Source organism: Streptomyces sp. NPDC087300 (assembly GCF_044744425.1).
Taxonomy (GTDB): Bacteria; Actinomycetota; Actinomycetes; order Streptomycetales; family Streptomycetaceae; genus Streptomyces.
The window spans coordinates 1-12,633 of the sequence record NZ_JBIUYI010000014.1; the positions used below are offsets into that span (position 1 = coordinate 1).

The following is a 12,633-nucleotide window of genomic DNA, read 5'->3' on the forward strand; positions in this document are numbered from 1 at the left end:
GGGCAACGGCGTTCACCAGGCCATGCTCGGCATCGCCCGGCTACACAACCTGGCCCTCACCCGATAACTCACGCCCCATACGGGACAACCTCTAGCCGACCTTGAAGACCGAGCCCGTCTCCGCCGCCATCACGCACGCGTTCGGGAAGTTCTTCACGTAGGCCGTGCGACGCCCGTTCCACATGCCGTACGCGCTCGCCGTCACCGGCTTGTAGATCATGGTGCAGAGTGCGCTCCGGTGCGGGACCTTGTTGACGTCGCCGCCGGCCTTCCGTAGCTGGTGGCAGGCCTTGTCCGCCTCGGGATGGCTGTTGACGTCGTCCTTGCCGCAGTTCAGCAGCCTGCCGACCGAGTCGCCGAGGACGCCGTCGCCCTGCATGACCGTCACGTACATCCAGTCGCCACGCGGCGCCCTGTCGGGGGTGGCCCGTGCCGTCGCCGTCGTGGCGCCCGACGCGAGCAGCGCGCCCGCCGCCGTGGCCGCCGCCGTCGTGAGCAGACCGTTCCGTACCGTCCTGGCCATGGCCGTCACCGTTCCCTCGATCCGGGGTGGGCGTGGGCGGTCGCCCGCGCCGCTGCATCCATTGACACAGCGGGGCGTCCGCCCACCCCGGCCCACTCGAACGGGATCAGGTCACGGCGAGGCGGAAGGCCATCCGGCCGAAGCTGACCTGGTCGCCGTCCTGGACGACGGCCGCGCCGATCACCCTGCGGCCGTTCACCGACGTGCCGTTGGTCGAGCCGAGGTCGCGCAGCACCCACATACCGCCCTGCCTGCGCAGCTCGGCGTGGACGCGCGAGACGGTGTCGTGGCTGAGCCGGAGTCCGTTGGCCGGGTCGCGGCCGATCCGCAGCGGGAAGGGGCTGTCGGGCGAGGGCAGCATCAGCTTCGGCAGCCGCTCGGCCTGCCACGCCCTGCGCAGCTTCATGGTGAACCCGGAGACCGCCTCGACGCCGTCGAGCACCATCCGCTGCCAGCGGCCCTCGGTGCGCAGATCGGCCGTGAGCACGGCCAGTTCGTCGGGCTTGCGGGCGGCGAGCGCCAGCTCCATGCGGCGCAGGAAGGTGTCGTGGGAGAGCCGGCCGAGCGCGGCGCCCTCCTTGAGTGCGTCCAGCGCCCGGTCGCGCTCGGCGTCCGTCACGCGCGCGGGGTATGTGGAGAACTCGAAGGAGGATGTCACCCGGCGATTGTCCGCCAAGCCCGGCCCGGGTGTCCAGATTGGGCGGCGGGGGCGGCCGATCGTCCGCTTCTCCCTTCGCGCCCGCCGCTCCTGACGCACCATGGGACGCACCAGGTGGCGGACGGCAGACGAGGGGGAACCGTCGGTGAGGTTCGAGGTGTGGGCACCGGAGGCCGCGCAGGTCGTCCTGCGGTGCGCGGGCGACACGCACGCGTTGGCCCGTGACGTGGACCGCGCGGGATGGTGGACGGCGGAAGCGGCGGCCCAGGACGGCACGCGCTACGGCTTCTCGCTGGACGGCGGCCCCGTCCTGCCCGACCCGCGCTCGCGGCGCCAGCCGGACGGGCCCGACGGACTCAGCGCCGTCGTCGAGCACGACCGCCACGCGTGGCGCACGCCCTGGGCGGGGCGCGGCGTGCGCGACGCGGTCCTGTACGAGCTGCACGTGGGGACGTACACGCGCGAGGGCACGCTGGACGCGGCGGCGGACCGGCTCGGGCATCTCGCGGAGCTCGGCGTCACGCACGTGGAGCTGATGCCGCTGTGCCCGTTCCCCGGCCGGCACGGCTGGGGGTACGAAGGGGTGTCGCTGTGGGCGGTGCACGAGCCGTACGGCGGACCGGAGGCGCTGAAACGATTTGTCGACGCGGCGCACGCGCAAGGGCTCGGCGTCGTCCTCGACGTCGTGCACAACCACCTGGGCCCGTCCGGCAACTACCTGCCCGCGTTCGGCCCGTACTTCACCGAGACGCATCAGACGCCCTGGGGCTCGGCGGTCAACCTGGACGCGCCGGGCTCCGACGAGGTACGCGCGTATCTGATCGGCAGCGCGCTCGCCTGGCTGCGGGACTACCGGATCGACGGGCTCCGGCTCGACGCGGTGCACGCGCTGCGGGACACGCGCGCGTGCCACTTCCTGGAGGAACTCTCCGCCGCCGTCGACTCCTTGGCCGACGAGCTCGGCAGGCCACTGGCTCTGATCGGCGAGTCCGACCTCGGCGACCCCCGGGTCGTCACCCCGCGCGCGGCGGGCGGTCTCGGGCTGCACGCGCAGTGGAACGACGACTTCCATCACGCCCTGCACACCGCGCTCACCGGCGAGGCGCAGGGCTACTACGAGGACTTCGCGCGGGCCCCGCTCGCCGCGCTCGGCAAGACGCTGACACACGCCTTCTTCCACGACGGGACGTACTCGACGTTCCGCGGCCGCGCCCACGGCCGCCCGGTGGACCGCGCCAGGATCCCCGCCTACCGCTTCCTCGGCTACGCGCAGACCCACGACCAGGTGGGCAACCGCGCGCAGGGCGACCGGCTCGCCGCCTCCCTCTCCCCCGGCCTGCTCGCCTGCGCGGCTGCCCTGACCCTCACGGGACCGTTCACGCCGATGCTGTTCATGGGCGAGGAGTGGGGCGCCACGACGCCCTGGCAGTTCTTCACCGACCACACCGACCCCGAGCTCGCCGACGCCGTACGCCGGGGCAGGCGGCGGGAGTTCGCGGCGCACGGCTGGGCCGAGGAGGACATCCCCGACCCGCAGGACCACGGCACCAGGGACCGGTCCTGTCTCGACTGGTCCGAGCCCGCCACGGGCCACCACGCGCGCCTGCTCGCCTGGCACCGCGACCTGATCGCGCTGCGCCGCGCGCGCGGTGATCTGACCGACCCCGACCTCGCGTCGGTGCGGGTCGCGCACGACGAGCGGGCCCGCTGGTTCGCGTTCCGGCGCGGGGACCTGCGGATCGCCGTGAACCTCGGCAAGGAGGAGGTCGCCGTACCGCTGGACGGGCGCCACGCGCGCGTGGTCGCCGCCTGGGACCCCGTCGAGGCGCCGGGCGCCGACGGGGTGGTGCGGCTGCCCGCCGAATCGTGCGTGATCCTGGCCACCGCGTGACGACCACGCGCCGCGCCCGGCCCCTATGTTGAGGGCCTACCAAGGGGAGGCGGATCATGCAGCAGCGATTCCTGGGCCGCACGGGACTGCGCGTCAGTGAACTGTGCTTCGGCGCGATGATGTTCGGCAGCGGCGCCGACGAGGCGACGTCGCACCGCATGCTGGACACGTTCACGGAGGCCGGCGGCACGTTCATCGACACGGCCGACATGTACGGGCGCGGGGTGTCGGAGGAGGTGCTCGGGCGCTGGCTCAAGGGGCGCCGCAGGGACGAACTGGTCATCGCCACCAAGGTGTTCGCGACCATGGGCGACGCCCCCAACGCGGGCGGTCTGAGCCGCAAGCACATCGTGTCCGCGGTGGACGCCAGCCTGCGGCGCCTCGGCACCGACCACATCGACCTCTACCAGACGCACGTGTGGGACGCGACGACGCCGATCGAGGAGACCCTGTCCACCCTGGACGGCCTCGTGAAGGCGGGCAAGGTGCGCTACCTGGGGGCGAGCAACCTCTCCGGAGCACAGTTGCAGAAGGCCCTCGACGTGGCGCGGGCCCGCGACTGGGAGCCGTACTCCTGTCTGCAGCCGCTGTACAACCTCCTGGCGCGCGAGACCGAGTGGGAGCTGCTGCCGCTGAGCGCGGCGGAAGGCGTCGGCGTCATCCCGTACAGCCCGCTCCAGGGCGGCTGGCTCTCGGGCAAGTTCCGCCGCGGCATGGCGAATCCGCCCGAGGGAGCGCGGGGTTCGGGCGCCTGGGAGCGCCGCGACAGCGAGGAGACCTGGCAGGTCGTCGACGCCCTCCTGGAGGTCGCCGACGCCACCGGGCGCACCCCCGCGCAGGTGGCGCTGCGCTGGCTGCTCCAGCAGCCGGGGGTGACCGCGCCCATCGTCGGGGCACGCTCCGTCGAGCAGCTGAGCGACAACCTCGGCGCCGTCGGCTGGGAGTTGACGGCCGAGCAGCACGCCCGTCTGACGTCGGCGAGCGCGCGGCCGCTGCCCTATCCGTACGACGTCCTGGCGTACTACCCGGGCCGCGAGCCGCGCACCGGGCCCCGCACCGACTTCAGCTGACGACCGGCCTCAACTGACGATCGCCATCTCGCGGGCGGTGGCGTTCAGCCGCCGCCCGCCGTCCTCCGTGACGGTCACGATGTCCTCGATGCGCACCCCGAAGCGGCCCGGCAGATAGATACCGGGCTCTACGGAGAAGCACATGCCCGGCACGAGCGGCTGCTCCTCGCCCTCGATCATGTAGGGCGGCTCGTGGGTGGTGACGCCGATGCCGTGGCCCGTGCGGTGGATGAAGCGCTCGCCGTAGCCGAACTCGGTGATCACGGCGCGGGCCGCGCGGTCGACGTCCTGGCAGGCCGCACCGGGCCTGACCGCCGCGCAGCCCGCCGCCTGCGCCTCGCGCACCACGTCGTGCACGCGCTGCTCCTCGGCGGTCGGCTCGCCCACGTGGACCGTGCGCGAGGTGTCCGAGCCATAGCCGTGCAGCAGCCCGCCGAAGTCGAGGACGACCATGTCGCCGTGCTCGATGACGCGGTCGCCCGCCTCGTGGTGGGGATTGGCGCCGTTGGGCCCGGAGCCGACGACGGTGAAGTCGACCTGGGAGTGCCCGAACCGGCGCAGCAGCTCCGCGAGATCGGCGGCGACGTCCGTCTCCGCGCGGCCCGCGAAGGGCACCCGCTGGATCTCCTCGTACGCCGCGTCGGCCGCGGCACCGGCCGCCGCGAGGCGCTGCCGCTCGGCGGCGTCCTTGACCGCGCGCAGCATCGGCAGCGCCTCGGTGAGCGAGACGTACGAGGTGCCGGGCAGTGCCTTCTGGAAGCCGAGCAGGTGCATCGCCCAGCCGTTGTCGCTCACCGCGAAGCGGCCTGCCGCGTCCAGGAGCGGGGCGGTGACGGCGTACGGATCCTTGCCGTCGGTCCAGTCGCGCAGCGTCAGCGCGGGGGCGCCCGCGGCCCGCTCGGCGTCCGGGGCCTCCAGGGTCGGCACGACGAGGACGGGGTCCTGGCCCGCGGCGAGCACGAGGGTGGTGAGCCGCTCGGTGGCCGCGGTCGGCCGGTACCCGGTGAGCCACACCAGGTCGGGCCCGGGTGCGACGAGAAGCCCCGCAAGCCCCGCGCCGGCCGCCGCGTCAGCGGCCCGCTCCATGCGGGCGCGGTAGTCGGCCGCGGTGAAGGGGGCTGGCTCGTCGGCGGTGAAGGGCGCGGGCGCGCTGCTCATGAGGACCTCCTGGTGTCTCCCCGGCATCCTGCCCGGAGGGGGGCGGGGGCGCGAGTGCGAGTTCGAGGGGGGGTGGGGATGGGGGGGCGGTGGGGATGGGGGGGCGGTGGGGGCGGTGTCGGTGCGGGTCCGCCTCGGTTGGGTGGGGGCGGTGCGGGTGCGCGGTCGGCTTGGTGGGTGGCGCCGGGGCCGGTGCCCGCCTCGGTCGGGCGGGGGCGATGCGGGTGCCCGCTCGCCTCGATCAGGTCGGGCCGGGCCGGGCCGGGCCGGGCCGGTGCCAGCGTCCCGTTCACGTCACGATGCCCGGACGCACCGTGAGCCGCTGTCTGCCGCCTCCCTCGTGGCGGACGGTCAGCGTCACCTCCTTGCCGGGGCGCGCGGCGGCGACCGCTGAGGCGAGTCCGGCCGCCGAGCCCACGCGGGTCCCGCCGAACGCGAGCAGCGTGTCGCCGCGTACGAGTCCCGCGGTGTAGCCGGGCCCGGGGATGTGCACGCCGATGAGCAGGGCGCCGGGGCCGCCCGGGGCGTCGACGGCCTCGACGCCGAGGGCGGCGGGGTGGTGCGGGGCACGGCCCTGTGCCGGAGGCGTGGCAGGCCGCTGGTCCTTGTCCCCGGTGGGCCGCTGCTCCTTCGCCGGGGCGGACGAAGCGCCAGGAGCGTGCCCTGCCTTCGCGCCCATGCCCGGTGGCGGCGCCGCCCGTTGCATCTCGGCGAGCCTGCTCATGCCGATGACGGTGGCTCCCACCGTGCCCAGGCCGATGCCCGAGAGCACCAGGACCGCGGCCAGCAGGAGGCAGGAGAAGAGCGTCGTCAGGCGCCTGCCGCGACGTCTGACGGCGTGCGGGCGGTGGCTGTGCCCCGGCGTGGATCTGCCGCTCCGGGATCTGCCGTCGGGCTCCCGGCCCGACCCCCTGTCGAACCTCTTGCCCCGCTTCTTACCGAAGAGCCTTCCCGGGCGCCGCCCGGAACTCCACCCGTGGCCGCCGGAACCGTCGGGCTCCTGCCCCGGCATCGGCTTGGGACGCAACGCGGTCTGATCCATGGCTCGCCTCCGCCAGGGCCCTACCCGGCGTGACCCGACGCCGACGCCTCACGAACGGGTGACGTCCACCTGTGCGGCAAGCGCCGCCGCCGGGCCGCGCAGGGTGCCCGCGTGCAGCAGCTCCGTGCGGTGCACGACGCGCGGCGCCGTCAGCGGCACGGCGACCGTGCCGGGCACCCCTTCGGCGGCCGAGCGCGGCAGCAGGACGAGCCCGTGGCCCGCGGCGGCGAGCGCGGTGAGGGTGCGCAGGTCCGTGCCGTCGTAGCGAAGGGCGGGGCGGAAGCCCGACGTGCCGTTCGCGGTGCGGAGTCGGGCCGGCGACGGCGCGACCCCGGGGGCGTCCAGCCAGCGGGCGTCGACGAGGTCGCCCAGGCGCAGCCCGGCCCTGCGGGCCAGTGGGTGGCCCTCGGGGAGCAGCACCGCGACGGGCTCCTCGGCGACGCCCCGCGCGGTCAGCGGTGCCACGTCGGGCAGCCGCAGCGGGTCGCTGGGCGCGGCGAGTCCGTCCACGAGGCCGAGGTCCGCGGTGCCGGCCGCGACGGCCGCGGGTATCCCCTCGCGGGGCAGCACGGTCAGGGTGACGCCCGACGAGGGCAGCGCTCGGGCCGTACGCGTGGTCAGCGCGGTCGGCGTGACCGCGAGCGTCAGGCCCTGCTCGGGTGCGGCGGCCATCCGGACCACCTCGGCGCGGGCCGCGTCGAGACGCAGCAGGAGGGGGCCCGCGTGGTCGAGAAGGCGCTCGCCCGCCGGGGTGGGCGCCACGGGGCGGCGGGTCAGGAGGACGGTGCCGAGGTCCTGTTCGAGGGCGGCGATGTGCTGGGAGACGGCGGACTGCGTGTAGCCGAGTTCGCGCGCGGCGTCCGAAAAGGAGGCGACGCGGGCCACCGTCACGAAGGTGCGCAGGAGGTGCGGGTCCATGACCACAAGGGTCGCCCACCGCATCAGCAACGCTTATGGAGGGTGCAGTTTTCATCGTTGGACGCGAACGGTGCATCGCGCACAGGATGCTCGGCATGAACGCCGAAGCACCCACCTCATCCGTACAGAAGTCCGTACAGAAGTCCGTACGGAAGTCCGTCCAGCCGTCCGGCCAGCCGGCCGTGCTGGAGACTCCCGCCTCCCCCGCGCCCCGCGTCGCCCGCATCGCCCTCGTCGGCGACCGCTCGCCGAACGTCGTCTCCCACACCCGGATACCGCTCCTGCTCGACGCCCTCGCCGAGCGCGAAGGGCTCGTCCTCGACGCGTACTGGATCCCCACCCGGGACGCCGAGGAGCCGGGTGCCGTGCGCGGCTTCGACGCGGTGTGGATGCTGCCCGGCAGCCCGTACCGCAGTGAGGCGGGCGCGCTGGCGGCGATCCGCACCGCCCGCGAGGACGGCGTGCCCTTCCTCGGCACCTGCGGCGGCTTCCAGCACACCCTCCTTGAATTCGCGCGCGACGTGTGCGGGCTCACCGGTGTCGCGCACGCCGAGAACGACCCCGACGCGGACGACCTGTTGATCGAGCCGCTCGCCTGCTCGCTCGTCGGGCACGAGGGCACGGTGACGATCACGCCCGGCTCGCTCGCGGAGTCCGTCGTCGGCGCGCGCAGGTCGGTCGAGCGCTACCACTGCTCGTACGGCCCCGGCGCGCATCTGGACACCCTGCGCGCGCACGGTCTGCGCTTCACGGGCGAGGACGAGGAGGGCCGGCCGCGGATCGTCGAGCTCCCCGGCCACCCCTTCTTCCTCGCCACGCTCTTCCAGCCCGAGCTGAGCGACGACGGCTCGCGGCCGCACCCGGTCGTCCGGGCGCTGGCACGAGCCGCCGTGCGGCACGCGGGCATGCCCTAGCCGGAGTGGCCGCCATGGCCGCCGTGACCCGCTCCGTGGTCGAACTTCAGCGCCTCCTTCGGCATGACGACGAACGGCCGCATCATGCCCATGTCCTCGTGCTCAAGGAGATGGCAGTGGTACATGAAGCGGCCGTACGCGCCGTCGAACTTGCCCATCACGCGCAGCTGCTGGCCGCCGGGGACCAGGAACACGTCCTTCCAGCCGCGCTCGTTGGGGGCCAGCGGGATCCGCCGGTCCGGGTCGAAGGTGATCGGCGCGCGCGTGCCGCCGACGGTGACGTCGAAGCCGGAGACGTCGTACGCGTCCCTGCCGAGCAGTTGGAAGTCCGCCAGGTGGATGTGCATCGGGTGCGTCACCGGCGGGTTCACCGCGAGGTTCAGGAAGCTCCACTGTTCGTGGCTGCCCTCGGCGATGGTGAAGCCGAGGCCGTCGTTGAAGGTGCGGGCGGTCCTGCGGTACGTCTTGACCTTGCCGTCCGCGCCGCGCACCTGGATGATCCCCTCGGTCGGGACCCGGAAGTCGCCCGGCTCCTCGATCTCGGTCATCTCCCAGATCTCCGGGTGTCCGCCGCCGCCCTTGGTGGCGGGCGGGGTGAGCACGATCAGGCGGTGGCCGTGCTCGATGTCGTGCGTGAGCGGGCGGAACGAGCCGGAGAGGACCTCCGGCAGTTCGAAGGTGTCCGGCTCCGCGCACGCGCCGACGCGGAACTCCATGACCTGCGGATAGCGCACGTCGTTCGGCACGTCGGGCACGCCGGGGGCCTGGGCGCGGCCCTTGTTGACCAGCCGCAGGCGGCGGCCCGCGAGCTCCCTGAAGTCGACGAGCAGGTCCATCCGCTCGGCGGGCGCCACGGTGAGCGTCGGCAGCGCGCCGTCGAAGTCCACCGGCACCGGGCGCGGCAGGAGTCCGCCGTCGCTGCCGATCTGGTGCAGGACGCCGGTCACCGGATTGTCGTCCTCGTCGATGAGGACCAGGTCGTACACGCGCGCGTTCGACGCGTTGACCAGGCGGAAGCGGTACCAGGCCGCGTCCACGTCCGCGTAGGGCCAGATGCGGCCGTTGACCGTGCTGTAGGGGCCGGTGAAGGGCAGCGAGACCGGCTTGCCCGTCTCGGCGTTCTTCGGATCGACGATGACGGTCTTGTGCAGCAGGCGCCCGTTCAGCCGGCCGTCGGCGTCCGTGTCCAGGTTCCTGTCGGCGAGCAGGAGCGGGATCTCCCGGTCACCGCCGGGCAGTTGGAGCGCGTCCTCCTCGTCGTCCCTGACCAGGTACGTGCCGTACAGGCCCGCCTGGACGTTCCACCGGGTGATGTTCATGGCGTGGTCGTGGTACCACCATTGGACCGCCTGGTGGTCGTTCGGGTACTCGGAGAGCTGTGCGTCGCCGTACCCCACCGCGTTGTCCGCCCAGCCGTCGTTGCCGCCGCCCGTCTGCGCGCCGTGCAGATGGGTCACGGCCCAGGCGGGCAGCGCCGCCACGTCGGCGTTGGGCGCGACGCCGCCGCGGCCCGGCAGGGTGCCGGGCGCGGGGTCCTTCTGCGGGTCGGGGAGCACCTCGACGGCCGTGACGGGAAACTCGGAGCCCTTCGGGATGCGGTTGGTCCACGCGATGCGGATGCGCTGACCGCGGCGCACCTCGATGGTCGGTCCCGGCACCGAGCCGTCGTACCCCCACATCAGGGTCGGCGGCAGCTGCGGGTGCAGGCGCACCCAGGCGGGGCGCAGCGCGATCTCCGTCTCCTCGCGCACGTCCGCGGCGTCGGGCCGCAGGACGGGCGGGACGGTCAACGGCGCCACGAAAGGCGTCAGTTCACCGTCGGCGGGGACCGTCGCCCCGGGCTCGTCACCGAGGAGTCGGTCCGTGATCTGGTCAATGATGTCGGTCAAGATGGAACACCCCCGTGTTCATCCCCCATGTCGCGGCCGGTCGAAGGCCGCCTTCACTTCAGAAGACTCCTCACGCACCAGCGAAGTTCCACGAATCCAGCATTCCGGATGAAACCATCCGAAGGGGCCTCAACGGCGGGACCGGTGAAGCCCCTCCGGCAGGGGGACGGCCAGCGGACATCGGCACCCGGGCGGTCGGCGAGAGGTCAGCGCAGGCCCGCGATCGAGGGCACCCGCGGCACCCGGTCCGGCACGAATCCGTGCGCCCGCCGCGCCAGGTCCCGCGCGCCGTAGCGGCGGCACTCCTGGTGCCACTTGAGGATGCCCGCCAGCCAGTTGCGCAGGTCGGCCACGTACCCGTCCAGGGCCTCCCTGGCCTCGTCCGGCAGTTCGAAGTCGACGTACAGGACCGGGAGTTCGTGCGCCGCTACATGTTCGAACTGCGTCAGGCGTTGCGTCATCAGGTCGTGCACCACGCGGAGCGCCTTCGGGTAGTCGCAGCCGAAGAAGTTCCGCACGACCAGGATGCCGTTGTGGATCTCGCCCTCGTACTCGATCTCCTTCTGGTACGAGAAGATGTCGTTCATGAGCATGGCGCAGTCCGCGGCGGAGTTCTCCAGGGAGCGGACCGGGCCGCTGCGGTAGACCTCCTCCGGCACGGCGGGGCCGTGGCCCTTGCGGCACATGCTCATGGTGAGATCCGACCCGAAGGTGGCGCGGCGCATCTCCAGGTAGTCGACCGGATCGGGGATACGGTTCTGCAACTGGTTGGCGAGCTCCCAGAGCCAGCTCTCCAGCATCACCTCCACGGAGGCCCGCAGCCGCTGCCGCCCCTCGGGCGTCATGTCCCCCGCCGTACGCCGCCAGAGGTCGAGCAGGCCCCGCTCCATGGCGTTCACGGGCACGGGCGGCGGGGCGTCGTCGAGCGGCATGCACGCGTGCAGGCGTTCGGTGCACGCCTTCGCCGCGGCCAAGGCCCTGCCGTGGCCGAAGACCAGGGGGTAGTAGTCGTCCGCGTAGGTGCCCCACACCAGCCAGTGCGCGCTGAGGTCGAGGGCCTCCTCGGTGCCCTCCGGGTCGATGCCCGCGGAGCACAGCGCCAGGTCGTAGGCGGTGAGCTTGTCCTCGTCCCAGACGCCCTCCGCCAGGATGCCCGTCGCGTGCGCCCAGGCGGTGGCCCTGCGGCGGGCGCCGGGCAGGTGCGGGTTGAGGGTGACGGCGAACGGCAGCTGGATATCCGGCACTACGGAGGGGCCCACCCGCTGGAAGGGCACGTGGGTGAAGGACCGCAGCCGCTCCGCGCCCGCCGCGGCGAGCAGCGCACGCACGTCGGCGGACGAGGTGCCGATGCCGGTGGGTCCGCCGGGACGCGCGGTGTCGAGCGCGCCCTCGTTCATGTACCTGCTGGAGCGCAGGTGCCACTCGTGGCCGCCGGACTGCCAGTCCTGAAGTCCCAGCGTGTAGGCGGCGATCGCGGCCACCTCCGGCGCCGAAAGACCCTTCTCCAGGGCGACGGCGGGCACTTCGGTGAACGCGGTGTGCTCGAACTGGTGCAGGCGCGAGGTCAGTACGTCGTTGACGGTGTCGGCGGCCTCCTGGGTCGTGCAGTCGAAGAAGGTCTCCAGGACCAGCACTCCGTTGCTGAGCTCGCCCTCGTCCTGGACCTCGCGCTGGTACGAGAAGAGGTCGTTGCGCAGGTGGACGCTGTCGGAGAACGTCTCCATCAGGACCCGCAGCGGCCTGGACCCGGCGACCGCGGCGGGCACTTCGGCCGTCGCGTACTCGACGAGCCCCGCCGACCAGGGCGCGCCGCCCACCTTGCGGCGCATCTCGATGTACTCGACGGGGTTGGCGATCCGCCCTTCGTTGATGTTGGAGAGTTCCCACAGGGACTCGTTCAGGAGGTGCTCGGTGGACTCGGCGAAGCGGCGGCGCCAGTCGGCGGACATCGCGGGGACGGTGCGGGCCCACAGGTCGGCGAGGCCCGCCTCCACCGGGTTCAGCGGCTCCGGCGTGGGGGTGGCGAGGTCCATCGGCATGAAGAGGGGCAGCCGGTCCAGGTGGGCCTTGCCCGCGGCGCGGTCCTGGGTGCGTTTGAACATGTCCAGGAAGTGGTCGTCGAAGAAGAAGACCCACACGTACCAGTCGGTGATCAGCGAGAGGGCCGGACCGTCGCAGTCCGGATGCGTGTACGCGCACAACAGGCCGTAGTCGTGCGCCTCCAGGTCACTCTGCTCCCAGACGCCTGACCCCTCCAGCATGCCCATGTCGCGCGCCCACCGGGTGGAGTGCGCGCGTGCCTCTTCGAGGTGTGGGTTGAGCCGCGCGGGATGCGGCAGGTAGAAGTGCGGGAGTTCGAACGGCTGAGTCATGGACCGGCCCTACCCGGGGCCCCCGACGGCCATCCGGGCGGAGGCACATGATCGCACCATCGCGTGAATCGGGCGCGCGGCGGGGCGTGCGGGGAGCGCGTGCAGGTATGGGGCGCCGCCCCGCGCCGCCCCCTTCGCGGTCCGGGCCCGTTCCGTGGACGCCCCACCGAATCACTCGTTTCCCGGCGTGAGCGCGAC

General features: G+C 73.1%; 10 protein-coding genes. 3 read left to right on the top strand and 7 right to left on the bottom strand.

The window, feature by feature from the left end; all coding sequences use genetic code 11:
* Positions 1-91: 91 nt before the first annotated feature.
* Positions 92-523: an SSI family serine proteinase inhibitor gene (locus ACIO9J_RS39465; protein WP_402010042.1), complete on the bottom strand. Its 432-nt coding sequence runs from the start codon at positions 521-523 to the stop codon at positions 92-94.
* A gap of 106 nt (positions 524-629) precedes the next feature.
* On the bottom strand, positions 630-1,181 hold the full coding sequence (locus tag ACIO9J_RS39470; protein WP_402010044.1) for an FHA domain-containing protein: 552 nt from the start codon (positions 1,179-1,181) through the stop codon (positions 630-632).
* A 145-nt stretch (positions 1,182-1,326) separates the two neighbouring features.
* Here ACIO9J_RS39470 and treZ point away from each other — a divergent pair, with 145 nt between their 5' ends.
* Together treZ and ACIO9J_RS39480 are read left to right on the top strand one after the other, a co-directional pair.
* The gene (treZ, locus tag ACIO9J_RS39475; protein WP_402010045.1) at positions 1,327-3,072 is read left to right on the top strand and encodes a malto-oligosyltrehalose trehalohydrolase; all 1,746 of its coding nucleotides are present in this window, start codon (positions 1,327-1,329) and stop codon (positions 3,070-3,072) included.
* A gap of 56 nt (positions 3,073-3,128) precedes the next feature.
* Positions 3,129-4,142 carry an aldo/keto reductase gene (locus ACIO9J_RS39480; protein ID WP_402010047.1) on the top strand — a complete coding sequence of 338 codons (1,014 nt, stop codon included), beginning with the start codon at positions 3,129-3,131 and terminating at the stop codon, positions 4,140-4,142.
* A 9-nt stretch (positions 4,143-4,151) separates the two neighbouring features.
* On the opposite strand, the gene ACIO9J_RS39485 is transcribed toward ACIO9J_RS39480, so the two are convergent.
* The 3 genes from ACIO9J_RS39485 to ACIO9J_RS39495 all read right to left on the bottom strand — a co-directional run bounded on the left by ACIO9J_RS39485 (position 4,152) and on the right by ACIO9J_RS39495 (position 7,260).
* Positions 4,152-5,300 carry a M24 family metallopeptidase gene (locus ACIO9J_RS39485; RefSeq protein WP_402010049.1) on the bottom strand — a complete coding sequence of 383 codons (1,149 nt, stop codon included), beginning with the start codon at positions 5,298-5,300 and terminating at the stop codon, positions 4,152-4,154.
* 289 nt (positions 5,301-5,589) lie between these two features.
* Positions 5,590-6,342 (bottom strand): PDZ domain-containing protein, encoded by a 753-nt coding sequence (locus tag ACIO9J_RS39490; RefSeq protein ID WP_402010051.1) that lies wholly within the window; start codon positions 6,340-6,342, stop codon positions 5,590-5,592.
* Positions 6,343-6,390: 48 nt separating this feature from the next.
* Complete coding sequence (locus tag ACIO9J_RS39495; RefSeq protein WP_402010053.1) at positions 6,391-7,260, bottom strand: LysR family transcriptional regulator; 870 nt, start codon at positions 7,258-7,260, stop codon at positions 6,391-6,393.
* 95 nt (positions 7,261-7,355) lie between these two features.
* Here ACIO9J_RS39495 and ACIO9J_RS39500 point away from each other — a divergent pair, with 95 nt between their 5' ends.
* On the top strand, positions 7,356-8,174 hold the full coding sequence (locus ACIO9J_RS39500) for a hypothetical protein (RefSeq protein ID WP_402010054.1): 819 nt from the start codon (positions 7,356-7,358) through the stop codon (positions 8,172-8,174).
* On the opposite strand, the gene phsA is transcribed toward ACIO9J_RS39500, so the two are convergent.
* Together phsA and cyc2 are read right to left on the bottom strand one after the other, a co-directional pair.
* A complete protein-coding gene (phsA, locus tag ACIO9J_RS39505) occupies positions 8,171-10,063 on the bottom strand; it encodes an O-aminophenol oxidase PhsA (protein WP_402010056.1) in 1,893 nt (630 codons plus the stop codon). The two genes, ACIO9J_RS39500 and phsA, sit on opposite strands and share 4 nt — an antisense overlap.
* A 206-nt stretch (positions 10,064-10,269) precedes the next feature.
* Positions 10,270-12,435, bottom strand: coding sequence for a germacradienol/geosmin synthase Cyc2 (gene cyc2 / locus ACIO9J_RS39510; RefSeq protein ID WP_402010058.1), 2,166 nt, complete (start codon positions 12,433-12,435; stop codon positions 10,270-10,272).
* Between the last annotated feature and the right edge of the window lie 198 nt (positions 12,436-12,633).

Coding starts and splice junctions, on each gene's coding strand:
- ACIO9J_RS39465 (WP_402010042.1), bottom strand. CDS start 523: ATGGCCAGGACGGTACGGAACGGTCTGCTCACGACGGCGGCGGCCACG.
- ACIO9J_RS39480 (WP_402010047.1), top strand. CDS start 3,129: ATGCAGCAGCGATTCCTGGGCCGCACGGGACTGCGCGTCAGTGAACTG.
- ACIO9J_RS39485 (WP_402010049.1), bottom strand. CDS start 5,300: ATGAGCAGCGCGCCCGCGCCCTTCACCGCCGACGAGCCAGCCCCCTTC.
- ACIO9J_RS39490 (WP_402010051.1), bottom strand. CDS start 6,342: ATGGATCAGACCGCGTTGCGTCCCAAGCCGATGCCGGGGCAGGAGCCC.
- ACIO9J_RS39495 (WP_402010053.1), bottom strand. CDS start 7,260: ATGGACCCGCACCTCCTGCGCACCTTCGTGACGGTGGCCCGCGTCGCC.
- ACIO9J_RS39500 (WP_402010054.1), top strand. CDS start 7,356: ATGAACGCCGAAGCACCCACCTCATCCGTACAGAAGTCCGTACAGAAG.
- cyc2 (WP_402010058.1), bottom strand. CDS start 12,435: ATGACTCAGCCGTTCGAACTCCCGCACTTCTACCTGCCGCATCCCGCG.